The sequence below is a fragment of the Vibrio sp. 1F263 genome, from assembly GCF_041439035.1.
Lineage (GTDB): Bacteria > Pseudomonadota > Gammaproteobacteria > Enterobacterales > Vibrionaceae > Vibrio > Vibrio tasmaniensis_A.
The window spans coordinates 63875-88466 of sequence record NZ_JBGONI010000006.1 but is presented as its reverse complement, the minus strand read 5'-3'; the positions used below and the strand labels follow the sequence as shown (position 1 = coordinate 88466).

Below are 24592 nucleotides of genomic sequence, written 5' to 3'. Positions count from 1 at the left end.
TGGTTCATCTTAATTAACACAGGATGTGTTGATGCATTTAGCATAATTGACTCGGAGTCATATGAAGAAGATAAAAACGATAGACTTAGATATCCCTGACGATATGGCCTCCAGCTGGCAAAATATTGTCGACCTCTTAGCTCAAATCACTCAAGTGCCTGCTGCACTTATCATGCGTGTTCATACCAACTACATTGAAGTTTTCTCTACCAGCCACAGTCAGGATAACCCTTATAACAAAGGCGATTCTGAAACATTAGGAAATGGGCTTTACTGCGAAACAGTGATGGAGTCTCAGCAGCAGCTTTTAGTACCCAATGCGCTTGCCGATGTTGATTGGAAAAACAACCCCGACACAAAGCTTGGCTTAATCTCTTATTGTGGCATTCCGCTATTTTGGCCTAACGGCGAATTGTTCGGCACCATTTGTATCTTGGACTCGAAAGAAAATCACTACACGCCTACCTATATTAAGCTATTAGAAAGCTTTCGCACCTCCATAGAATCTCAATTAAAAACCTTGTTTCAACACGCTAAGCTCACTCAAATGAATCGTGACTTAAAAAGCCGAGTTGCGACTCGCACTAAAGATCTCGCGAGTCTTAATTATTCATTAAACCAAGAGATTGATAAGCGAAGAGCGGCAGAACAAGAGATCAATTTCCAAAAAAATCACGACCTCGGCACGGGCTTTTTGAACCGAAGTGCTTTTGAGTCGCGCTTGGATCAGAAGTTGTTGTCACAACAAAGGTTTACTGGTGGCTCACTCGCAGTAATCCATATTGGATTTACTAATGGCAGGCGCATTCAAGCTCGATATGGCTACAACGCGTTAGACCAAGTGCTTGTTGAATACCGACAACGCATCGACAGTATCTCTGATGTCGAGGTATTAACTGCGCGCCCTACTTCGGTTGACCTTGTGTTGGCGTTCAGCGTTAAAGATTTGCACCAACGTATCGAAGAACTATGCCAGACACTGGTAAAAGTCGGTCATTCAGAATTTGACATTGGTAGTGACAAAATTCATCTGCATGCCTTTATAGGGATTGCGATTACTGAGCACGACGATGGTGCTGACAGTATTATCCAAAAATCTTCAGAAGCGATGTTGGCATGTAAAGATTCCGGACAGAAGTTCGCTTACTATTCTCAGTCTCATGCTGAAGAACAAAGTCATATTAATAAGATTGAAGGTTATTTACTCCAAGCGGTTCGTAATGATGACCTTATGCTCTATTTTCAGCCTAAAGTATGCCCGTTGACTCATCGCTGGGTTGGTGCAGAGGCTCTACTGCGTTGGCGACACCCCGTTCTGGGAGACATATCTAACGAAACTTTAATACACATGGCCGAGCAAAACGGATTGATTTTCGAAGTGGGAAATTTTGCTCTGCGCAACGCTATAGAGCAAGCGAAAGAGTGGTCCGAATACGTTGAAGATTTCAAAATAGCCGTAAACGTATCTGCTATTCAATTGAAGAATGTTGATTTCGCAGACCAAATTATTCACCTGTTGGAAACCTATCACCTAGAACCTCATTTCTTAGAACTTGAAGTCACGGAAAGTTGCCTCATTGCAGATGAAGTCGTCGCGAAAAATACATTGGAATCGTTACACAATATTGGCGTTACATTGTCACTGGATGACTTTGGGACGGGCTATGCCTCATTTAGTTACCTTAAGAAATTCCCATTCGATACGATTAAAATTGATAAGAGCTTCATCGACCAAATGCTCAACTCACAGGAAGACTCGGAGATCGTTCGGTCCATAGTCCAAATCGCGAAAAAGCTCGACTTAAAAGTCACAATTGAAGGCATAGAATCGGAAGTTCAAGAGCAATTTATCATCAATGAAGGCTGTGATGTGGGACAAGGTTACCTTTATGGCAAGCCAATGCCGAGCCAAGAATTCGAACACAGCTTAATCAATCAAAACTATTTGGGGACAACTCGTTACGCTTAAGGCGAAAAAGAGCACTTTGTTTTGGATTTAGGCCTACTTTCTCTTTACTCTATAGGTGGTGATTTTTATAATCGCCGCCTTTCTGTTTTATCTTCCCTTTATATAGGCATTCCTCGTTATGGATCAGTTGACTGCAAAGCTTAAAAAGCTCGAAAAACAAAACTTCCGCGCATATCAACAAATTAAAGGTCAATACGACTTTGCTGATTTCGAATTACACATCGACCACGTTCAAGGTGACCCGTATGCATCATCTTCACGTTTTCGCGCAACACGCGCTTGGTCGTTAACAGGGTTAGATTGGCTTAAAGAAAAATCTTACGAATACCAAGTAGCAGCACGTGACTTCATTGCACGTAGCTTCTCTGAATTTGCTAAGCAAGAAGTGACCGTGTCTATCGCACTAACCGGCCAAACTGTTTTGGATAACACATCTGTGGTTTTCACCGAGCACGGTATCGAAATTCGTTTTCGTATCAACCTACCCGCTGATGGTCGTAGTATTCTTGCAAAGAAAGCAATCAACATCATTACATTCTATTTGCCTAAGTTTATTCGTCGCGCAACGCTTGAACGCGAACTCAATATTGAAGCGATGATTAAGCATTGTGAAGCTGTTGAAGACCAAGACGCATTGCGTGCTCAATTGGAAGAAAACAACCTAGCGGCATTCGTAGCAAATGGCAGCGTATTACCTCGTATTGCAGGTAACTGCGACCTGCCAATGAAAGGCGCGGTTCCTTTCCTAGCACCAGAGTCTTTAAGTGTGACGCTAAACGCGCCAAACCAAGGTGATGTGACTGGCCTAGGCATTCCAAAAGGTATCACGCTAATCGTTGGTGGTGGTTTCCATGGTAAATCTACGCTGTTGAACGCTGTTGAACGTTCTATCTACAACCATATTCCTGGTGACGGTCGTGAAGGTATCGTGACGGCGACTGATACGATGAAGATCCGCGCTGAAGATGGCCGCTGTGTTCACAACTTGAACCTATCAAATTACATCAACCATTTGCCGATGCAAAAAGACACATCTGATTTCAGTACACAAGATGCATCAGGTTCTACATCGCAAGCGGCTTGGCTACAAGAATCGATTGAAGCAGGCGTTCAAACACTACTTATTGATGAAGATACGTCAGCGACTAACTTCATGATTCGTGACGAACGTATGCAAGCGCTAGTATCAAAAGGTGCTGAGCCAATCACTCCACTTGTTGACCGTATTGGCCAACTACGTCAAGAAATGGATATCTCTACCATCGTTGTAATGGGTGGATCTGGCGATTACCTAGACGTGGCTGACACTGTGATTCAAATGCACGACTACCAAGCAGTAGACGTAACTGATAAAGCACAAGAAGTGATAGCTCAACACCCTACTCAACGAACTAACGAATGTGAGACCGCATTAGAAACGTTTGTTCCTCGCTCGTTAAACCGCGCTGCATTGATGAACATTCTTACTGACGGCAAATTCCGAGTTAACGCGAAAGGCAAAGAGTCACTGCGTTTTGGTAAGGAATTCGCGGACCTTTCTGCATTAGAGCAGTTAGAATCAACGTCAGAAGTGAACGCGATTGGTTGGGCCTGGTTCCAGTTTGCACAAACTCCAGGTTGGTCAAACAACCCAGCTAAAGAGTTTAGCGCTATCTTAAGCGATGAATGGCATGTGAACATGCCAAACTACGGTGACTTAGCGAAACCAAGAGTTTTAGATGTAATGGCTGCTCTAAACAGAATGCGTAAATCTCAGTTCAAACCTTCGAACTCGAACTCCAACTCGAACTAATATGTCGCGTTAAGTTAACCTTATCTCGTATTACGGCTCTCATTTATGAGAGCCGTTTTTTTGCGTTCAATTCCTATATTTCTATCTGATTCGGCCACTCTTTACGTGACTACATTGTTGGTCAGCGCTTTAATCATAGAAATCCCAAAAATCATGACATAGCTTTTACAAAACTATGGCGATATTCAGATAAAGTTCCGACTCGATAGGTGTAACTAAATGTAACAGACTCTTGAGGCTTCAATGAATCATAAACGCGTTAAGATGCGTGACCATAAAATCGAAGTAAACCTATTCAAAAACCGTGTAATCGTGGCGTTTTGTGGGATCTTACTGTTCACTCTCGTCTTAGTCGCCAACCTGTACCGACTTCAAGTCGACAATTTTGAAAGCTATCAAACTCGTGCTGATGGCAACAGAATCAAAGTATTGCCTATCGCGCCTACTCGCGGGCTAATTTACGATCGTAATGGTGTGTTGCTTGCCGAGAACAAGCTTGTGTTTAATCTGACGATGATTCCCGAGCAAACAGATGACGTCGATACCATGCTCGCCAAGCTCGACAAATACATCCCACGTGATGTTGAGCAGATCGCTCGATTCAAAAAACGTTATCACAACACGCGCCGTTTCAAATCTGTCACTATATTAGAGAACCTAAGTGAAGAAGAGATTGCTAAGTTTTCGGTGCACCAGTACCAATTCCCCGGCTTATCGATTGATACGAACTTAAAGCGCTTTTACCCAAATGGAGAGGTGCTGACACATGTCTTAGGGTATGTGGCACACATCAATGATAGTGACCTAAAGAAGCTAGAAGAAAAAGGCATCGAAGCGAATTATCAAGCAACTACTATTATTGGTAAGCTGGGTGTCGAACGCTATTACGAAGATATCCTACACGGAACCAAAGGCTATCAAGAAGTTGAAGTAAACAGTCGTGGCCGTGTTGTTCGGACTATTGAGTACGTGCCGCCAGTTGCAGGCAAAGACATCGTGTTAAATATTGACCTTGAACTGCAAAAATATGTATTTGAGCAACTTGATCACCGAACCGGAAGTGCGGTTATCCTCGATCCGAAAGACAACAGTGTACTGGCGATGGCATCTAGCCCAAGTTATGACCCTAATCTATTTGTCGACGGCATTTCGAGTAAGAACTACCAACGTCTATTGAATGACCCTGCTCACCCGTTGGTGAATCGCACCACACTGGGCGTTTACCCTCCAGCATCCACCATAAAACCATTTATGGCCGTTGCTGGATTACAAGAGCATGTTATATCAGAAAACACCATTCGTGATGATCACGGTTCATGGCAAATTCCCGGTTCCAAACGCAACTCTAAATCATGGCGAGACTGGAAACGCTGGGGTCACGGTCCTGTTGACGTAACTCAAGCGATTGAAGAGTCGGTGGATTCATTCTTCTATCAAACCGCCTTTGATTTAGGTATCGACCGCATCTCAAGTTGGATGAATCGCTTTGGTTTTGGTGAACCTACGGGCATCGATATCTATGAAGAAAGTACCGCCAACATGCCAACTCGAGAGTGGAAGATGATGCGTTATCGTACCCCTTGGTATCAAGGTGACACCGTCCCTATTGGTATTGGTCAAGGGTATTGGACATCCACGCCAATGCAACTTGCCAAAGCAACCTCGGTACTAGTTAATCATGGGAAGGTAATGCCACCTCATATCTTGAGAGCTACCTTAGATCACGGTGAAGATTTTGATACGCAAAAACTGGTTGAACCTGAGCCGATGCTGTCGATCACTGAAGTACCAGACGAGATATGGGATGTACCTATTAATGCGATGCGACTCGTAAACCACGGCAGTCGAGGTAGCGGCAGACGTGCATTTAAAGGAACTGACTACACTAGCGGCGGTAAATCGGGAACAGCCCAAGTATTTGATCTTGCAAAAGATCAGGTCTACAACTCCAAGAAACTGGCTCGGCATTTACTCGACCACGCGCTTTACACGGCATTCGCACCTTACGAACACCCTGAATATGTCGCGACTGTGGTCATCGAGCACGGTAATGGTGGTTCCAAGGTCGGTGCCCCTTATATCCGTAAAGTACTCGACTATGCATTCGAACATAAGAGTGGCGAAAGCAAAGATCACTCATAGCATAATAAATGAAGTAAGAACGACGCTTAACCTAGTTACAACGCCTAGCCTAGTAACAATACAAGCGTAATGACGACAAAGCCCCACTTGTGTCACTCACAACATGGGGCTTTTCAATTTTATATAGGACTTAAATTTCACTCTAAAGAGTCAATAAACAGCGCAGTAAGAGTTACGTCGATTATGAACTTCGTAATACATGCCACGCCTCACAAAGCGTCTGGAATTTTGCCGTATTGCCCTCGTCTCTATCGGGATGCCACCGCAACGCCAGCTGTCGCCAACGCTTTCTAATTTCCTTATGCGTTGCGTCTACAGGGAGATCAAATAACTTCAATGCACGGTTTTTATCTAAATTGAGCGTATCAGCGCCAACAAACTTTCTGTACCGAGTCCAAAACTCGTTCAGCAGCCTTTTGACTTCACCTTCATCCGCTTCATAGTTAGCCCAATTAGTGTAGTAGTCTCGAAGTGGGTCTTGGTGATCAATGCTGTGGCTATTTCCATGATAGCTTCCATTCATCAATTCAATATCCATAGCTTGAACTTGAAGCCAACCATCAGGGTGCAACGTTTCTTGAAGCTGATACAGCGCATTCATAATGAGAAAGTTCTTCTTAAATAACTCCTTCTCGGGTGATGCATCTAATACAGGCATAAACCCAAGGTCGTTTAGATGAGCCGCCAGTGTGTGTACTTTCCATCCGCTTGGTTTTCGCTTAAGCACTTCCATAATGGGCCAGAGCAAAGGGTTCTCCATATGGCTATGAAAGCTCGCTCTCACACCTTGATTATTCGACATAGTTGGCTCATTTGCGTTATTAAGTTGTTAGCTTGTTAGCTTGTTAGCTTGTTAGCTTGTTAGGCATGATGAATTGCCCTAGGTCAGTGGGCTGACTTCTCTTAATTGAAAGCGATTTTCTACGATTTGTCGAGCTTAATGGAACACCACATTCAATTGCTTGGCTCAAGAGCCCGTTATCCATCAAAATTACGCAGCTAAGGTGACCAGTAATTGGCTATGATTGGTTTAGCTCTTTGGAAAAACAAAAAAAGGCCAGCAATTTTGCTGACCTCTGATATCTATACCAATTTTAGCACAAGGAACTAGTTAATTAGATAACACCAAGCTCTCTTAGACGTTCCATTAGGTATTCATTTGCGGTGTACTTCTCAGACAGTACAACTTCCGGTTTTGGGTGAAGGAATAGTGGCAAAGAGATACGAGATTTCTCTTGGCGTTCACCTGATGGATTAATTACACGGTGAGTTGTCGATGGGAAGTAACCACCTGATGCTTCTTGAAGCATGTCACCAATATTTATGATCATATTACCGAAGTCACATGGAACATCTAACCACTCGTCATTCTGAGCTTTAACTTGAAGGCCCGGTTCATTTGCTGCAGGAAGAACAGTCAGTAAGTTGATGTCTTCGTGAGCGGCTGCGCGGATAGCACCTGGCTCTTCATCGCCTTGCATTGGTGGGTAATGAAGAACGCGAAGCAGTGTTTGTTCGCTGCCATTAATCATTTCAGAAAGCGCGATTGAGAACTTCTCTTGTACTTCTTGAGGCGCATGTGCTTCAACCCAACCTAATAGTTCTTGAGCAAAAGCATTAGCACGTTGGTAGTAATCTAGAATCTGTTCTTTTAACTGTTCAGGAATCTGACCCCAAGGGTATACGTGAAAGTATTCTTTGATGTCTTTTACAGTGTGGCCCTTAGCAACTTCAGAAACTGAAGGTGGAAAATATCCATCTTGTGTTTCAACATTGAAGTGGAAGTTCTCTTTCTCTTCAGAAATGAAGAATTGGTACCAGTTCTCGTAAATTGACTCAACAAGCTCTTTTGGGATGGGGTGATTCTTAAGAACACCAAAACCCGTTTCACGTAGAGATCGAACAAATTGTTCTGCTGCGTCGTCAGCAAGGTAATCGACAGTTTCCAGTTTCATGACTTTTCTTTCTTGTTATGTAGTAATGCAATGATTTTAAGGATCGCTTTGTTGTAAATCAAACTTTTGTGAAACTCCGCCAACCGTTTGTCTAGATACTGGGCGATAACACTACTTTTCAACAAATCTAGTGATTAGAACACAATTGAACACTGTTCATTATTATGTAACTATACAAAAAACTTATAAAGGATCTGATGATGACAATTACGCCACTTGCTCAAAATAGACCTCTACTCTCACTAACTGCTGTCTATCTTGTTATCTTTCTCTTTTCAGCCTTTGCGCCATCTTCAAGAGCCGTTTGGATCGCTGAGATCGTCCCTGCTCTCGGTATTCTTATCGGGATATGGTGGCTATCCACCAAGCTCACCTTTTCTAAGACAGCTTATGCTCTGATGTTTATCTGGCTTATTTTGCACACGATAGGCGCAAAATATACCTTCTCAGAAGTGCCATTTGACTGGTTCAATAACCTTATCGGCTCTGAGCGCAATAACTTTGACCGAGTAGCCCATTTCTCTATTGGTCTTTATGCCTATCCACTCGCAGAGTATTTGATTCGTAAGAAATTGGCTCAGCCGATACTAGCCTGTTTCTTTGCCCTATTTGCGATCATGAGTGTAGCAGCTGGCTACGAGATTATAGAATGGTGGTATGCAGAAATTGCAGGTGGTGATGAAGGTATCGCGTTCCTTGGCTCACAAGGTGATATTTGGGATGCACAGAAAGACATGCTGTGTGATACAACGGGTGCCATTGTCTCGCTATTACTGTTGCAACTTCAAGGACGAGTTAGAGCTCATTAAGCTCTAACCTTTCTTCTGAATATAAAAAACAATGTCAAATGCCACACGCATGATGTGCTGCGGCATTTATTCTTCTCAACTACTTCATAGTTACCTTGCCACCCACAAATTTGTAGGCAGGCGTACCTCGAACCAAAGTATCTCGCGCAAATTCAATTCCGCATTCAGGGCACACACAAGGGTCTTTTGTGAAATCTTCAACGATCCGTTCCTTGAAACACTTTACGAGCGCTCCTTTGCCGCCTTTTCGATACTTGAAAAGTTGTGTCTTACATTTAGCGCAGAATATCTGAACCGTTTTGGTCGGTTGTTTTTTGTTTGGTTTAGCCATAGAAGTTAATGATTGAGCCCTTTATTTCTTAAGTTTAGGTGCGACAAGAACCAAGCTTATTCCAAGTAAGATAACAGTCGATGAGATAATAAATTGCATAGTAACAGGTTCAGATAACAACAAAACGCCACCAAGTGTCGCGATAACGGGAACAGAAAGCTGTGCAATGGATGCGACCACTGTATCCAGTTTTTTCACCACGTAATACCACAAACTATAACCCACACCAGAAGCCACTGAGCCCGACAATATTGCGTAAATCAAGCCTTGTTCTGTGATGGATATTTGCGATGCCACATTAGGGATGACAAGTAACAGGCTTACTAACACAAGGATCACTAACGAGCTAAATGCAAAGTTGGCAGTAGTGGATTGCAACGCGTTCGTGGATTTCTTACCCGCAAGTGTATAAATCCCCCAACCTACTCCAGCCAGAGCCATCAATATGATGGAGGTTATATCGGGCGAACTTGTCGAATCCGTCGGCATGAGTAAGTAAACGAGCCCAGAAACTGACAACAAACAACCACACCACTCTAACAATGACATTCTATTGCCAGCTAACAGGTGTGCGGCAATCATCGTAAATTGAACCGCGACAAACAGAACCAAAGCACCGAGACCTGCACCAAGCTCTAAGTAAGCAAACGAGAAACCAAACATATAAACGAGGAGTGACAATATTGATGTGAATTGAAACGGTAATTTGAGCTTTGTCTCTACCGACTTGTCGTTGTTTACTAGCTCCTCTCTAGACTTAGAGTGGGAAGACAAAGTTAATAAAATCAGAAGTGTAAGGGCACCCGATATGATACGAACGATCGAGAAACTCAAAGGATCAATGGTTTGATCCATCAAAGCCCAACGACACAACACTGAATTGGCAGCAAACGCCACCAGCGTTATAAATGTGATCATCACCGTTTGCATCGTGTTGTCCTAATCAAGTTATCTCTGGTCTTAGTCAACGTCCGGTTTTACCCAAACTTGGCTAAAGTCAAACCAACCGAGTGCATTGCACTTGGCGTTTTGCAGCGTACCGCATTGATCTTTGTTAACGCCTAACCAACAGTGGAACATTGGAATCAATTGATTACTTTGTACGAGTTGTTTACCAAGTTGTCTTGCAGGGAATTGCTCAAATTCACCGGACCGCCAACGATCAATCATATGACACCACTGGTCAAAATCGTCCGCTGGGCTAGATTCATCGAGAAAGCTGTAATCCATCAACCAGCCCGCTAACGCGTCATCTCTATTGTTGGCGATACCCATTGGATTGATCCAAATATCGACATTATCGGCGTGTGGAGGATCGGTTTCGTAACCATAAAGTTCAACGTCGACGTCATATTGCTTCAACACTGTAACAATAGCCTTCGCAAGAGTTGGAAACATTGGGTGTTGGCATTGGTAAGCCAATCTAATGGTTGGTTTCGCATTCGCTGGTGGACAAACCGGCGTGTTCAACTTGATGTCATACCAACCGGGCTTTATCCCATAAGCGTGTAACACTCCCAAATCGATAACAGTTTCTTTCGGAATGTGTACAAACAGATCGGCCGCATTCAAAGTATTAGATAGAAATTGCGCCCATGCAGGATCTTGTGCGATGCCCTTTTTTCGATTCAACAGTAGATAGGTACAGCCGGGATCAAGTTCGACTTCGTCACTATCGCCGCGATCCGCCATTACAGGCTTAGAAAGACTTGGGTAAACCATTGAAGAGTAAGCCTCATCAACAACCCAAACCTCAACACGATCAATCAATGGCCTAAAACCAAAATATCCGTTGAAAGCCGTTAATACGAGTTGTTTATCATCATTCTTTTCAATGCGATACGGGCCGGTACCAATCGGTCGAATATCGTAGTCTTCACCACGTAAAATCATCGGTAAGGTGACTTTGGCAACGGATTCAGTCAGAGCGAGTGGGAAGTGTTTATCTGGTCGCGTTAAAAAGACATCAACCACACAGTTTGCCGGAGAAGAGACGTCTTTTATATGTGAGAACATATTGAGAGGTTCGAGTGCTAGCAGCGTATCCACAACATGATTGGTTAACAAAGGCTCTCCGTTATGAAAACGGACTCCGGGTCTCAAGAAGAATCGCCATTGATAATCGCTGATTTTTTGCCATGAATGAGCAAGATCGGGCTGTAATTGATCGTTCTCATCCAAACGTGTTAACCCACTGAATACCTGACAGGTAATATGCTGCTCAGATCGTCGCATCGACTTTGTCGGGTTAAGCATAGAAAGCGGTCGGTAATAAGGCAAACGAATAACCTGCTCACCTTCCTGGTATTGCACACCCAAGTAATTTTGAATAACTTGAGTCAGCTTGGCTGCATTGTGATCAAGCACTGACAGCGCTTGTCCAATTTTACCTTCTTGTAAGTAGCGTCTTGCTAAGTTTTCACTGACATCGCAACGATTCTGCTTAAAAATAAGTTGAGATAACTTGCCTCGCCCAGCCGCAGGTAACCACTCAATCCATCCTTCTTCTTCAAGCTTATTGAGTACCATCCGGGCATTACGACGGGTACAACAAAGCACATCCGTGATGTCGTCGAGCTGAACATCAGAATCTTTACCATCGAAGTATTCAAACAGGGTTTCAAATTGAACGCGAAGTCTTGGGCTGCTCATAAAGAGGAAAACTTATTCAAAGGACATTGAATTCAGTTTCCCTATTTTAAGACTTAAAATCAATCTTACTGATGTGATTTTCTTGCGATTTATTAGGTATGGTGTCCTAAGATTTGATTCAAATAGAAGGTCTAAGTACTTTTGCAGTATACGATTACATCACATCGCAGCCGATTTCATTGGCAATATCTCGAAGTTGCTGTTCGTTGTCTAATTTAATCGACCACTTGCATTCAGAACCATTGGCTGAAATGACATTTGCCCCTTTTCCTATCAGTTGGATTGCATCAACTTGAGCTTGTAGCGTTACTCTGTGCTCACCATCCAAACGAACGACAAGCTCATGTGCGGTTGCGATGATTTTCCCACTTTTAAACGTTATGACCATGGATTTCTCGGACTATTTTTAAATACAGATTACTTCTTATAAATACAAACACAGCTAACTAATGCTTAGCCTATTATCGCTTATGTTTCTTCACAGCAATAGTTAAACGACTTGTACAGACTAAGCGTTGACGCTCATCCGTGATGTTTATCTGCCATACTTGGGTAGATACACCTAAGTGAATAGGCTCAGCAGTACCGACAACATGACCTTCGCGCATGGATCTAACGTGGTTTGCGTTGATATCTAGCCCAACGCAATAGTAGCCTTCTGGAACGCAAAAATTAGCAGCCAATGAGCCAAGCGTTTCTGCTAACACAACCGATGCGCCGCCATGGAGCATACCTAAAGGTTGGTGGGTAAAATGACAAACCGGCATGGTTGCCACCAAAGAGTTGTCGTTGACCTCGGTGTATACAATATTGAGGTGTTCAATTAAGGTATTTTTTGAGGTCGCGTTGAAGATCTCTAGGTCAACGGGCTTTTTCCAAATACTCATGTAGGTTCCTTAATTATTGGCTTTGTTATCGCGTGTGCAGTTTTATCATCGTTAATAGGTTGATAAAACCAATAACGTTAGCATTACTGCTGGGATTATTACCGAAATAGTTATCTTACTGCTACTAGCTATTACACAAGTTGATGTTAACATGCATAAAAACCGAATACACAGAGGATATTGTATGACGTCATGGATGAAGTTTGCCTCGCTTCTTACACTCGCTGGGCTAAGTGCATGCAGCGCTTCCCCAACAGGCAGAAACCAATTACTGCTTTTTTCAGATAAAGATATGTCTCAGCTTGGAGCACAGTCTTTTGAACAAATGAAGAAAGAACAACCCATCAGCAAAGATGCAAAAACGAACGCTTATGTACAGTGCGTTGCAAACAGCATCACGCAATACATTCCTAAACAAGGTTTTAGTGAATGGGAAGTTGTTGTCTTTGACAGTGACCAAGTAAACGCATTCGCCCTACCAGGCGGAAAAATTGGCGTATATACCGGGTTGCTTAAGGTAGCGGTTAATCAAGACCAACTCGCAACAGTTATCGGACACGAAGTGGCGCACGTTTTAGCAGACCACAGTAACGAGCGCCTATCTCAGTCTCAAATCGCTAACACTGGTTTATCGGTTACTAGCATCGCATTAGGTGCATCAGAATACAGCCAATATCAAGGTATGACGATGGCTGCTTTAGGTTTAGGCGTTCAGTATGGCGTTATTCTACCGTATGGGCGAACTCAAGAATCTGAAGCCGATGTTGTTGGCCTAGAGTATATGGCTAGAGCTGGATTCGATCCTAACCAAAGTGTCGACCTATGGCAAAACATGGCGAAGGCATCGGGTGGTAATCAGCCCCCAGAACTGCTTTCTACACACCCTTCGCACAGTACGCGTATCAAAGATCTGCAAGCGACGATCAAAACGCTTCCCCAATCGGGTTCTCCAAGACCAAATTGCAAAGCGTAATTTTACATTTGTCTAGACGCTAAACTTCGAATACAAAAATGCCCTATCCATATTGGCTAGGGCATTTTTTGTTTTGGTTCTTGTTAAGTACCGAGAATTTGCAATGGTAGGCTTAATAGCTGATCACCAGTAGATGCAAAATACCAGATAACACCAATCAAACTACTCACTAAACCCACATACCAAACAAACGACACGACTTGACCGTATTTGTCTAATGGCAACAAGTGACTGTGGTGACGCCCTTTCCATTCGAACAGTATTTCCACACTACCCATAATCAATAAGAAACCAAATAAGGTCAGATTCAACCGATAACTCAGTACCACACCAGCAACAGCGGCTGCGATACACAATACTATACCAAGCACGCTGTTCATTGAGAAACTGATACTTTTCAGTACATGTCCGCCATCGAGAGGCAAAATTGGCAATAGATTAAACAAGTTCAATAGCGCGTTGAATACCGCAAGCCCAGCAAAGAGCATCTCGCCAGTGATCCAGTACAACACCATAAACACCAAAGACAATATCAATCCGAACAATGGCCCCATGATTGAGATAACGACATCTTGCCAGCGCGTATTGATCTTCTCATCAGATAACGCTAAACCACCAAGGAACGGTATCAAATAGATGCCTTTGGTCTTCATACCAAAGTATTTCATCGCTCTAATATGGCCGTATTCATGGAACATAAGGCAAGCGATTAGAGCTAAAGCAAATTGAATTGAAAACAGCCATGAATACGCGGCCAAGCTCGCTGAGGCAAGTACGACTTTGATTAGCTTGGCACTTTTTAATGCTTTCATACCAAGCGACACTAATCCAATTAAGCTAAAACGCTTCTCAGGTTTAGGTGCTACAACGGGAGTTTGTTGCTCGATGTCTTTAGTGTCGCGGTTACCTTCGGCAATCGTTTGACCATTGACGGAGGCTTTGTAGTACATCTCAAATGGCTGCCATTGAACTGACGCCTTGACGTGACACTGCAACGTATCTTCGCCAGATTGCAACATGAATGAGTGAGTTCGAGCATTGTCTTGCTCTGAGGTCGCATCCAGTTGAGACACAAGTGTATTATCCCAGAACAGCTGTTGCCAACCAGCCATTGAACCTTCTAAACGAAGCGGTTTTCCAAGAAACTCTATCGCGAGTAATTCCAAACTTAAATTCCAATTTAATGCCATCGTAAATGAAACCGTATTATGCCGATTTAGCGATTAACGGTAAACATAAACAAAGTTGTTACATATTTAAGCAATTGAACACTATTTATTCCGTTAATGCGCATAAACATTCTGGTCACACCTCCAACCACGAATAAACCATTGATTGTATGCATATTATAAATGCTAAAGTCCCGCCCCTCATAAATATAACTTCACAAAATGATAACTCATTCTTTGACTTTACATGAAACATGAATTTAACATGTCATTTACATTGGAGCATCACAAATAAGAATGCTCAGTGTGTTTTCAACAATAAGAATGAGATTTGATGCCCTAGGAGGGTCAAGGATGAAAACAATACAACGCTCTCTCGTTTCGCTTTCTGTGCTATTTGCATGTAATTCACTTGCGGCTGGTTTCCAAGTTGCTGAGCATTCTGCCTCAGGCCTTGGACGCGCATTTTCAGGTGAAGGTGCAGTTGCCGACAACGCGAGTGTACTTGCGAGAAACCCCGCTGCAATGACCCTATTTGATACAGCCCAATTTTCAGGCGCGGTTTCTGTCGTTGATCCAGAAGTAGACATTACTCAAAACAATGTTCCAGGTTCTGGCGGGCAAAGTCAGACATCTAAAGACGTCGCTCCCCTTCAGATTGTACCTGGTGCTTACTACATTAGCCCAATCAATGAGCAATGGGCTTGGGGCATTGGTATGTTTTCCAACTACGGTGTTGCTACCGATTACCCAGATGATATCTACGCGGGTGATCTAGCTGGTGATACATCACTAATGTCTGTCAATTTAAACCCAAACGTAGCGTATAGAATCGACGACCAATTCAGCATTGGTGCTGGCGTAAACCTTGTTTATGCAGAAGCTGAACTCAACCGACACCAAGGTGCTATTTCAAATGTTACTGGTGATCCTTCGTCGACGAAGTTAATCAGTATGACTGGCGAAACATTCGCATTTGGTTGGAATGTGGGTGGCTTATATGAATTGAATGAAAACAATCGATTTTCTATCGCTTATCGTTCGGAAGTTGACCTTGATTTTGACGATGGTGATTTCAAAGATTACACCGGTGGAATCGTACAAGGTAGCGCAACTACAACGACTGGCCGCTTAAAAATTACCTTACCTTCAATTATTGAAATATCGGCTTTCCACCAACTGACCGATCAGTGGGCTATCCACTACGGTTGGCAACAAACGGGTTGGAGCAGTTTTAAAGAACTTAAAGCCACCAGTCCAGATTGTAAAGATGGTGTGTGTTTTAAAAAGACAGAACACTACGAGGATAACAACCGCTACTCGTTGGGTGCGACTTATCAGTTGAATCAAGAGTGGACACTAAGGGCGGGTCTTGCCTATGACGAGCAAGCTGGTCAAGCAACGTTAAGTATCCCAGATAGCGATCGTTACTGGTACAGCACTGGCTTGACTTACCAATACAGCCCAGATCTTTCTATTGATGCTGGTTTTGCACTTGTACAAAGTAAAGATGGTGATTTCACGGAAACTAACGAACTGGGTCAAAAGCTTGAGTTTTCAGGTGATGCAGTAGCTTACCTATCTGCAATTCAATTGAACTACACCTTTAACTAAACGGAATTCAAACATGAAAAAGTTATTTAGTGTTTCGCTGCTTGCTTCGGCGATATTTCTTGCAGGTTGTGGTGATGACTCTTCGAGTTCAGGTGCCTCAACCGCCGTTAAATATGAGCAGTACATTCAAGATTCACTGGCTCGCACAACGAGTATTAAGTTTCATCTAAGTGGTGCTAACAAAGCGGTTCCACTGCCAAGCTTTGCTCTGATGGACACGACGGATGGCACTCTCGGGTTACCAACGGGTGGCAAAGATTCGTTAACGAATCCAATCGCGGCTATGAATACCATGGATGGCTGGTCTACTTCGATGCCAATCATTATGAATTTCGAAGGTACCGGTCTTGCCGACGGTGTCGCGACTGGCGGCGTTTACATTCTAAAACTTAGCAGTTCACTGACATCTACAACACCACCAACGGTTACAGACGTACTGACTCTAGGTACGCACTTTAATGTGTTATCTAGCGCTGCAACGGATGCCTTTACTATTGTATTTAAAGATTCACTCGATGCTTCAAGCGAATATGTGTTGGCACTGTCGAATGAACTGGCCGATGTTAATGGCGACCCGGTAGGTATGTCGTCAAGCTACGCGGCTCTGAAATCAAGTTCAGTAACGTATACTGACGGCAGCTTAGCTCAAGCTCAGAAAGTAACTCAGGGTGTAGAGCAAATCTTTGCAGGGGCGAATGCCGCCGGCAAGGTTAGCCTTGATACCAAAGACATCATCTACTCGACGTGGTTTACCACCGAGTCGGTTGGCGGTTCGCTTTTCGCGACAAAAGCAGCAACAGCGACTGGGTTGGCTTCTGCGAACCTAAATGGTGTATGGAAAGGCAGTGCAAACCCTAATTCGGTTGACCTAAAAGCCGCTTACACTATGTCATTTCTTCCTGCAGTAACATTCAAAACAGCATTAGCCAATGACACTGATTTTGATAAATACATTGGTGGCGGCGACTCGACTAAGATTGCTAAAGCCAAATTTGCTATTGGGGCGATGTACGATGCATCAAGTGCAGATGTCAATGTAAGTCAAGGGTCGGTTAAGTTACCTCACTACTTAGAAACAAGCAGCAGCAAATGGAATACTCAGCCGTTTGAATCCGCTATGCCTAGCCTAGCTAAGGTTTCAAATGCTCTAAGTAATAGTGCAGAAAAGGCGAACATGGCCGCTCAGCTTATTGCTGCTGGTATTGATGCAAGTATATTAGCGACAAGTCAAACAGAGCAGCTTAAACTCATTGGTTTAAATTTGACTCTTAAAGATGGTTCAGCACTTGATAGCGAGCGAGTCATCACCAAATACTCACCTGTTCCTCAAGTTAAATCATTAGAAGACGTCGAACTCTTACTGTTTACGCCAAATGGTTCTGATCCTACTAATGTTGTGATCTACCAACACGGTATCACCTCAGCGAAAGAAAACGCTTATGCTTTCGCTTACAACCTTGCAAAAGCAGGTGTAGCTGTATTGGCGATTGACTTACCGCTCCATGGTACACGTAGTTTAGATGATACTCGTTCGGCAAACGCTGACGTGTTAGCTTATCTGAACTTGGCGAACTTACCCGTCGCTCGCGATAACGTGCGTCAAAGTGCGCTTGATGTTATGGGCTTACGCGCATCTTTAGCCGTTTCATTAAAAGCTGGGGCACTCACAACGTCTCCATTGAAGGCATTTAATCTAACTACTGGCTCACAAGTGAAGTTCTTAGGCCACTCGCTAGGTGGTATTGTTGGAACAACAGCAGTTGCAGTCTCTAACCGTACTCTCGGTAGTGTCGCAGCTAATTCGCTTTACTCATTCAGTTCAGCAGCAATTGAAAACTCAGGGGGACAAATATCTAACCTTCTGCTTGGTTCTACAGAGTTTGGCCCTCAAGTTAAGCACAGCGTTGCATTGAGCGCTTCAACTGAGTACGCAGGCTTCGCAACCGCTAACTGTGGAAGTCTTACTAGCAAACAGTGCTACACAACGTTTGAAGCAAACGCGACCGCTGCGCAAAAAGCTACCATGACGGCCGCTTTTCAGCAGTTCGCTTATGCTGCACAAACTGTGTTGGATACTGTGGATCCGTTTACCAATGCTTCTTACCTAGTTGCTTCTGGTTCACCTCTTTTGCCTATTTATATGGCTCAAGTGCAAGGTGACGATACAGTACCAAACTCTGTCGCAAACGCTCCGTTCGCGGGAACGACACCGTTAGCAACTAAGTTAGGCCTCAAGGTGGTTGATTCGAGTAACACAAGCCCTGATGGTGCGAAGGACTTTGTTAAGTTCAGCGATGTTGCTGCGCACAGTACGTTTGTAGTTCCGCAAGATAAGACGACACCGACACCTTTGGATGCAGATCATCATGTCAGTATGCAGGCACAAGCTGTAGATTTCCTAATTGACAACGCGCTAACTTCAGCATCAATAACAGGTTCCTTCTTAGAATAAAAAACGTTGCTACTAAACAAATGCCAGCCTAACCGCTGGCATTTTTGTTTCTGCGGCCAATCAACCTTCTCTAGCTAACCGTTTGCATACAACGTTAAAACACAAATGGTTGATCTCGGCTAAAATTAATCAAGACAGAATGCCGTACGACCTCTTTCTTTATTGAAAATAAAGTGGATAATAGCCCCCGTAATTAATACCTAATAAATGTGAGTCCATTATGTCTTCTGAAGCTACTATGCTAGAACGCTGCCAATCTAAATGTGAACTATGTGGTTCTGATTCTTCTCTTACTGCGTACGCGGTACCGCCACACAGCCACGTAACAGTGGATCACGGCATTATGGTATGTGACAAATGCCTTGGTGAGATTGACGAGCCTAAAGATATCAACCACTGGCGCTGCCTAAGCGACAGCATGTGGAGTCAAGAGGCACCAGTTCAAGTAACGGCATGGCGTCAACTTACTCGTCTGAACACTGAAAGCTGGGCTCAAGACGCACTAGACATGATGTACCTTGAAGAAGAAACATCAGTTTGGGCACAAATCGGCATGTCTGCTGATGATAAGCCTCTTGATGTGAACGGCGTTGAACTTAAGAAAGGTGACGACGTAACAGTAATCAAAGACCTGCCAATCAAAGGGACTAACCAAGTGATTAAGCAAGGTACTGTTATCCGTGGCATCAGCGTTGGTGACGATCCTAAGCTTGTTTCTGGTAAAACAAACGGCGGTCAATCAATGTACGTAATCGCTGAGTTCTGCCGTAAGAAGTAATTCTTCTTTTAGCTGAACAAAGTCTAAAAAGGCGCTAATGAATAATTAGCGCCTTTTTAATATCTCAAATTTTCACGACTTAAAACTATCAATAAGTTGCTCGCGGTACTCTTTAATGACAGACACCAAGGAGCCTTTGATACCACTGACTTGCTTCGAGTGCGGGCACCACAACGCGAATCCAAATTTGAATCCTTCCACCATTTGCGCAGAGTGAATGGGCTCAATTGAATGTTTTGAAAACTCAGAGTCGGTAAAAAATGCCTTAGGAAGAAGTGCCCATCCAAAACCCTCTTCAAGCATTTTGATCATTAACGAAAGCTGATCGATTTCCTCATAGTCAGAGCTAACAATAATCTTCTCAGACATCCCTTCATCAATCAGAGACTTCAATACGAACTGTTTAGAGTTCCTTAGTGCCACTAATACTTCATCTTTGTCTATATGTGAGAGCGCTCCCCCTTTCTGTCCGAATGGATAGAACTCAAAATGCCCAAGGAAAGTAGAATCAAAACTATGCATCGCTCGGCTATTGTGAGCATTCACAAGTCCGAAGTGATATTCCCCACTTTGTATTCCTTGTTTAATTTCGTTCTTATTCCTAACTAGAAAGTTCACTCGCATCATTGGGAAATCGTGTTTAAGTCGTTTTCGTATATCGACCAAAACTCGTTGTGGAACGAAACTAGAATACGCGATTGTTATTTTCTCTAACCCACCATAAGAAAGGCTCAACGCCACTTTGTCAAAAGTACGAGCTTGCTCAATCGTCTGTTTTGCGTAGTGATAAAGGAGGTGCCCGTCCTCCGTTGGTTCTACAGAGCGGCCGACCCTTTCAAAAAGATGCACAGCAAGGTGGTCTTCCAAATTTGTAATAACCTGGCCGACGGTCGTTCTGTGCTTGTTGAGTTTTACTGCTGCTTTACTGAATGACCGTTGTTCATAAACGGTCACAAACGCGAGAAGTTGTTCAATACTAAAGTTCATTTTGATGTGCTTACTTTCTTAGTCATGCATATGAAATAGAAAAATATCTACTGCATCAGAATAATAATGATAAAAAGACGGAGCTAAATAGCTAATGACTTGTGCCTTTTGCTAACTCTTCTTTCTAGTATATACCTAAACCTACCTAAGTTTGATGGATCCGATCCTCTATATACGATTATTAACATTGCCATAGTTCCTTTATCGTATCCTTCTTCAAACGATAGAGACAGACCCATGAACACAATGCCACATGAACTCGTGTGGGGTGAGATCTACTTCCCTCCTTTGCTATTGGTTATCGCGTTAGCTTATGTATTGACGATATTGACGGGCTCAATCGCGACAAAACTTGGGCTACATAAATATGTCGCTTTCCCTGCAATTGCCGAATTAAGCCTAATCGTGATTTTCGTCGGCGTTATCGGTCAATTCATTACCATCTTCTGAGGAATTCACCTTGATTAAACGTTATCTAATCACGCTACTACTGGTCGTTGCCGCAAGCTCTGTGGTTTATAGCTATTACCAATCTTATTCGAGTAATCCCTGGACTCGAGATGGTCAGGTCAGCGCTTACATAGTTTCTATTACCCCTCGAGTCACCGGGCAAGTAACTAAAGTCCATATTGAAGACAACTCACAGGTAGTTAAAGGGGATCTACTGTTTGAGATCGATCCAAGTATTTATCAAGCGGCCTACAATAAAGCACTCGCGACACAGAAACAGGCTCGCGCGCTCTTAGCAAAAGCTAAAAACGAAGAGCAACGCGCGTTGAACTTAGAAAAAAGAACGCCTGGCGCGCTGCCAGTGCTGACCTTGAATAACCTGAACAACGCGGTTGAGACAAATGCAGCTAACGTTGCACTAGCAAAGGCCAATGTTGAAGAGGCACATTTAAATCTCAAATACACCAAGGTTTACGCTCCAACGAATGGCTTCATCACGAACTTAAACCTACGAGAAGGCTCTCAAGTCGTCGCTAATACACCGGTAGTTGCGCTGATCGATGAAGACAGTTTCTGGATCGAAGGCTATTTCAAAGAAACTGATCTCGTGAATGTTGGCCCTAACGACAAAGCGCTTGTCACTCTTATGATGCACAACAATATTCAACTGGAAGGCCATATCAAAAGCATTGGCTTTGGCATTGCGACACAAGATGGCAGTACTGGTAATGACCTTCTTCCCAACGTGAACCCTAATTTTCAATGGATTCGCCTCGCTCAGCGTATACCAATTAAAGTAGTACTCGATAACGTGCCTGAAGACTTGCAACTTCGTGTCGGCATGACAGCTTCAATCAAAATAATCAAATAGTTGGATGGCATTTATGTTCAGTGCATCGACCAAAGAAGCCATTAAAGCGGCTCTCGCTATTGTTATCTCTATCTGTGTTGCTTTGTGGTTTCAATGGGAGAAACCTTATTGGGCGGCAATTGCGGTTGCGGTCATGGCACTGAACGAGAGCTTTGCTCATTCAATCAACAAAGGCCATAACCGATTGATGGGCACCTTATTAGGGACTGGTTATGCCTTTTTCTTGATTGCGATGTTTTCGCAAGACCGCTTTCTATTTCTGATGTTTTTCACCTTATTTCTCGGTACATGCATCTTCATGTCGAGTGATGAAAAATACGGTTATGTCTTTTCAATAGGCTTCGCGGTTTGCTCCATCATCTCTTGTATGGGTGGATTCGATAACCAAATTACATTCTATTTTGCAGTTCTACGAATACAAGAAACTTTGCTAGGCGTTATCACCTTCTCGATTGTTTATCGTCTGATCTGGCCTGTAAACACTGAGCAGAGCTTTGTACAACGATTTGAAACAAGCAGAGAAACGCTGATAACAGCAATGAGCGATACCAACAACCTTGATATAGAAGCCTTAGAGTCCAATACCGCTAATATTGAAAAGCTCTATCAACTGTTGGATTTGCCGCTCGCTGGGAGTTATCACCTAAAAGAAAATATTCACGCATGGCGTTTACGAATCGCCGAAATGGCGCATATTCAAGAGCGTCTGCTTGAGATCGCCTCGGGTGAACTGACTCAAGCTATTGATTGGGTCGCTCTCACCAAAAAAATGGAAAAACTCGAGTTAATGGCACCAAACTCGTCATTGATTGATGATGTGCCATTTGTGATGAGTGAGAAGAATAACGTTTCTTGGCACCATGAGCACCGTACGTTTGTTCAACACCTTAATGAAGATGGGAGAAAAGTCTTACAAGGTGTCTCGATGTTCGTCACGTCGTTATTGGTTTGGATATACCTGCCTGTACCGGGAGGTTTTATTTTCCCGATGATTGCTGGCATATTTTCTTCAATGCTTCCAACTATGCCGCCCAGTGTTATTAAGGATGCGTTTTTTGGTGTCATTGGAACGGGCACGGTTATCTTGCTGCAATATATCTTTATCATGCCGATGATGACTGAATTGTGGCAATTGGCGTTGTTCTATTTCATCAACAGCATAGTGATATGGAAAGTGTTTGCGACTCCTAAACTTATGGTGCATCGAATACTTGGTATAAACCTGCTGGTCGTACTGACATCTGGCGCGCTTAATCTAACACCGGTTTATCAGATTCAAACACCATTGCTAATGTTAACCACACTGGTCATCATTTTGATGATAGGAAAATTATTCACAGACCTATTTAGAGTCAAGAGTGTCGTTTAATCTCGTTACGCTGATTCGCTAAACGTGGAATAAAAAAACAAAAAAAGGCGCAATTAAGCGCCTTTAGGAATTCTATTGCTTACTGACTCAATATCAGTTATTTCTCAACCAAACGTCTTGGTTTTTAGGCGCTTTCTTCTTTTTCTTCTTGCCTGTACCAGCCGGTGGCGCAACCGGTTTTAACGCAGCAACAAGTGCAGCGGTTGCTTCTTCATCCACTTCAAAGCCTTCGATTTGCTCACGCTCAAGACGAATTTTGTTCTTCTTCTCGATGATTGTGAAGTGATGGTAGTCTTCGTGATCGATCAAAGATAATGCTAAACCAACCTCACCTGCACGACCGCTTCGGCCAATACGGTGCATGTAGTCTGATGGACTACGTGGTAAGTCAAAGTTGATCACTACAGGAAGCTTTTCAATATCCAGACCACGAGCTGCGATGTCTGTCGCGATCAGAACGTCAATCTCGCCAGATTTAAAATCTTCTAGGATACGAGTACGAGAACCCTGACCTTTATCACCGTGGAATACTTCCGCAATGATACCGCGCTTGTAAAGCTTATCAGCCAAATGTTCACAGCTGTTCTTCGCATTCACGAAGATAAGAGCTTGGCGCCATTCGTGTTGTTGAATCAGGTGCGCCAACAAAGCTGTCTTACGGCCTTTTTCGACTTCGAATACTCGCTGAACTAGCGTGCTCGCATTGGCACTTTGAAGTTGGACTTCAATTGGGTCGTTCAGTAATTCTTGAGTCAGCGTTTTAACTTGCTCAGGGAAAGTCGCAGAGAACAGCAAGGTTTGCTTCTTATTCGGCAATAGCTTCAAGAGTGCATCAAGTTCTTCTGTAAAGCCAAGGCTCAACATTCGGTCAGCTTCATCAAGCACTAACGTTTTTACTTTATCGAGTTTGATAGCGTTGCTTGAGATCAGATCAAGCAAACGACCCGGTGTTGCCACCAAGATGTCTGTGCCGCCACGTAACGCTTGCATCTGAGTGTTCACCGATACACCACCGAATACACAAACAGTTTTGATTGCACCGTTGAAATGTACTGCGTAAGACTTAACGCTATCGGCAACTTGCTTAGCAAGCTCACGTGTAGGAACCAAGATAAGGCCAGAAACATAGTTACCTTTGCCTGAACGACGGTCTAGAGGTGCATCTTCATGGATTTGTTGTAACAGTGGAAGTGCAAAGGCTGCGGTTTTACCTGAACCTGTATTTGCGCCTGCAATTAGGTCGCGTCCTGCTAACACACTTGGAATAACTTGCGCTTGGATAGGCGTTGGCTGTTGGTATTCAAGCTCGGTAAGACGAGCCATCAAAGGAGAGATTAAGCCAAGATCAGAGAAGTTGGTTGGTGTTGTGGTGTTAGTCATTAATTGCAGGAA

The 24592-nt window shown here is 43.4% G+C and carries 21 protein-coding genes; 11 read left to right on the top strand and 10 right to left on the bottom strand.

The genetic code is table 11. The features are described from left to right. Positions 1–61 precede the first annotated feature (61 nt). The 3 genes from ACED25_RS05965 to mrdA all read left to right on the top strand — a co-directional run bounded on the left by ACED25_RS05965 (position 62) and on the right by mrdA (position 5903). A complete protein-coding gene (locus tag ACED25_RS05965) occupies positions 62–1969 on the top strand; it encodes an EAL domain-containing protein (RefSeq protein ID WP_371694866.1) in 1908 nt (635 codons plus the stop codon). 118 nt (positions 1970–2087) lie between these two features. Continuing rightward, positions 2088–3761 (top strand): ABC-ATPase domain-containing protein, encoded by a 1674-nt coding sequence (locus ACED25_RS05960; protein WP_017102140.1) that lies wholly within the window; start codon positions 2088–2090, stop codon positions 3759–3761. Positions 3762–4004: 243 nt separating this feature from the next. Further along, positions 4005–5903, top strand: a complete 1899-nt coding sequence (mrdA, locus tag ACED25_RS05955; protein ID WP_102250461.1) for a penicillin-binding protein 2 — start codon at positions 4005–4007, stop codon at positions 5901–5903. Positions 5904–6084: 181 nt separating this feature from the next. On the opposite strand, the gene ACED25_RS05950 is transcribed toward mrdA, so the two are convergent. Both ACED25_RS05950 and ACED25_RS05945 read right to left on the bottom strand, forming a co-directional pair. After that, positions 6085–6705, bottom strand: a complete 621-nt coding sequence (locus tag ACED25_RS05950) for a DNA-J related domain-containing protein (RefSeq protein WP_102250462.1) — start codon at positions 6703–6705, stop codon at positions 6085–6087. Between the two features lie 313 nt (positions 6706–7018). Beyond that, on the bottom strand, positions 7019–7858 hold the full coding sequence (locus ACED25_RS05945; protein WP_009845327.1) for an isopenicillin N synthase family oxygenase: 840 nt from the start codon (positions 7856–7858) through the stop codon (positions 7019–7021). Positions 7859–8058: 200 nt separating this feature from the next. Here ACED25_RS05945 and ACED25_RS05940 point away from each other — a divergent pair, with 200 nt between their 5' ends. After that, positions 8059–8667 (top strand): DUF2238 domain-containing protein, encoded by a 609-nt coding sequence (locus tag ACED25_RS05940; protein ID WP_009845326.1) that lies wholly within the window; start codon positions 8059–8061, stop codon positions 8665–8667. Between the two features lie 79 nt (positions 8668–8746). Here the strand turns inward: ACED25_RS05940 and ACED25_RS05935 are convergent, their stop codons facing one another. The 5 genes from ACED25_RS05935 to ACED25_RS05915 all read right to left on the bottom strand — a co-directional run bounded on the left by ACED25_RS05935 (position 8747) and on the right by ACED25_RS05915 (position 12537). Next, positions 8747–8998, bottom strand: coding sequence for a hypothetical protein (locus ACED25_RS05935; RefSeq protein ID WP_009845325.1), 252 nt, complete (start codon positions 8996–8998; stop codon positions 8747–8749). Positions 8999–9019: 21 nt separating this feature from the next. Beyond that, a complete protein-coding gene (locus ACED25_RS05930; RefSeq protein WP_009845324.1) occupies positions 9020–9928 on the bottom strand; it encodes a DMT family transporter in 909 nt (302 codons plus the stop codon). 30 nt (positions 9929–9958) lie between these two features. Beyond that, positions 9959–11650, bottom strand: a complete 1692-nt coding sequence (locus ACED25_RS05925) for an SgrR family transcriptional regulator (RefSeq protein ID WP_371694865.1) — start codon at positions 11648–11650, stop codon at positions 9959–9961. A 154-nt stretch (positions 11651–11804) separates the two neighbouring features. Then, positions 11805–12038, bottom strand: coding sequence for a DUF3389 domain-containing protein (locus tag ACED25_RS05920; protein WP_009845322.1), 234 nt, complete (start codon positions 12036–12038; stop codon positions 11805–11807). A gap of 73 nt (positions 12039–12111) precedes the next feature. Next, positions 12112–12537, bottom strand: a complete 426-nt coding sequence (locus ACED25_RS05915; protein WP_017097935.1) for a hotdog fold thioesterase — start codon at positions 12535–12537, stop codon at positions 12112–12114. 184 nt (positions 12538–12721) lie between these two features. Here ACED25_RS05915 and ACED25_RS05910 point away from each other — a divergent pair, with 184 nt between their 5' ends. Continuing rightward, positions 12722–13510, top strand: a complete 789-nt coding sequence (locus tag ACED25_RS05910) for a M48 family metallopeptidase (protein WP_012600658.1) — start codon at positions 12722–12724, stop codon at positions 13508–13510. Positions 13511–13593: 83 nt separating this feature from the next. Here the strand turns inward: ACED25_RS05910 and ACED25_RS05905 are convergent, their stop codons facing one another. Next, positions 13594–14676, bottom strand: coding sequence for a site-2 protease family protein (locus tag ACED25_RS05905; RefSeq protein ID WP_371694864.1), 1083 nt, complete (start codon positions 14674–14676; stop codon positions 13594–13596). Between the two features lie 357 nt (positions 14677–15033). Here ACED25_RS05905 and ACED25_RS05900 point away from each other — a divergent pair, with 357 nt between their 5' ends. The 3 genes from ACED25_RS05900 (at position 15034) to ACED25_RS05890 (ending at position 19523) form a co-directional block, all read left to right on the top strand. Continuing rightward, positions 15034–16293 carry an outer membrane protein transport protein gene (locus tag ACED25_RS05900; RefSeq protein WP_371694863.1) on the top strand — a complete coding sequence of 420 codons (1260 nt, stop codon included), beginning with the start codon at positions 15034–15036 and terminating at the stop codon, positions 16291–16293. Positions 16294–16306: 13 nt separating this feature from the next. After that, positions 16307–18745: a VolA/Pla-1 family phospholipase gene (locus ACED25_RS05895; protein WP_371694862.1), complete on the top strand. Its 2439-nt coding sequence runs from the start codon at positions 16307–16309 to the stop codon at positions 18743–18745. A gap of 220 nt (positions 18746–18965) precedes the next feature. Beyond that, on the top strand, positions 18966–19523 hold the full coding sequence (locus tag ACED25_RS05890) for a PhnA domain-containing protein (protein WP_009845316.1): 558 nt from the start codon (positions 18966–18968) through the stop codon (positions 19521–19523). Between the two features lie 72 nt (positions 19524–19595). Here the strand turns inward: ACED25_RS05890 and ACED25_RS05885 are convergent, their stop codons facing one another. Further along, a complete protein-coding gene (locus ACED25_RS05885) occupies positions 19596–20510 on the bottom strand; it encodes a LysR family transcriptional regulator (protein WP_135384325.1) in 915 nt (304 codons plus the stop codon). A gap of 237 nt (positions 20511–20747) precedes the next feature. Between ACED25_RS05885 and ACED25_RS05880 the strand changes: the two genes are divergently transcribed. The 3 genes from ACED25_RS05880 to ACED25_RS05870 are packed head-to-tail and all read left to right on the top strand — an operon-like array spanning position 20748 to position 23200. Continuing rightward, positions 20748–20960 (top strand): DUF1656 domain-containing protein, encoded by a 213-nt coding sequence (locus ACED25_RS05880; protein WP_004730923.1) that lies wholly within the window; start codon positions 20748–20750, stop codon positions 20958–20960. A gap of 10 nt (positions 20961–20970) precedes the next feature. Beyond that, on the top strand, positions 20971–21831 hold the full coding sequence (locus ACED25_RS05875) for an HlyD family secretion protein (RefSeq protein WP_269336446.1): 861 nt from the start codon (positions 20971–20973) through the stop codon (positions 21829–21831). A gap of 13 nt (positions 21832–21844) precedes the next feature. After that, positions 21845–23200: an FUSC family protein gene (locus tag ACED25_RS05870; protein ID WP_371694861.1), complete on the top strand. Its 1356-nt coding sequence runs from the start codon at positions 21845–21847 to the stop codon at positions 23198–23200. Between the two features lie 93 nt (positions 23201–23293). Here the strand turns inward: ACED25_RS05870 and ACED25_RS05865 are convergent, their stop codons facing one another. Then, a complete protein-coding gene (locus ACED25_RS05865) occupies positions 23294–24580 on the bottom strand; it encodes a DEAD/DEAH box helicase (RefSeq protein ID WP_371694860.1) in 1287 nt (428 codons plus the stop codon). Positions 24581–24592 lie beyond the last annotated feature (12 nt).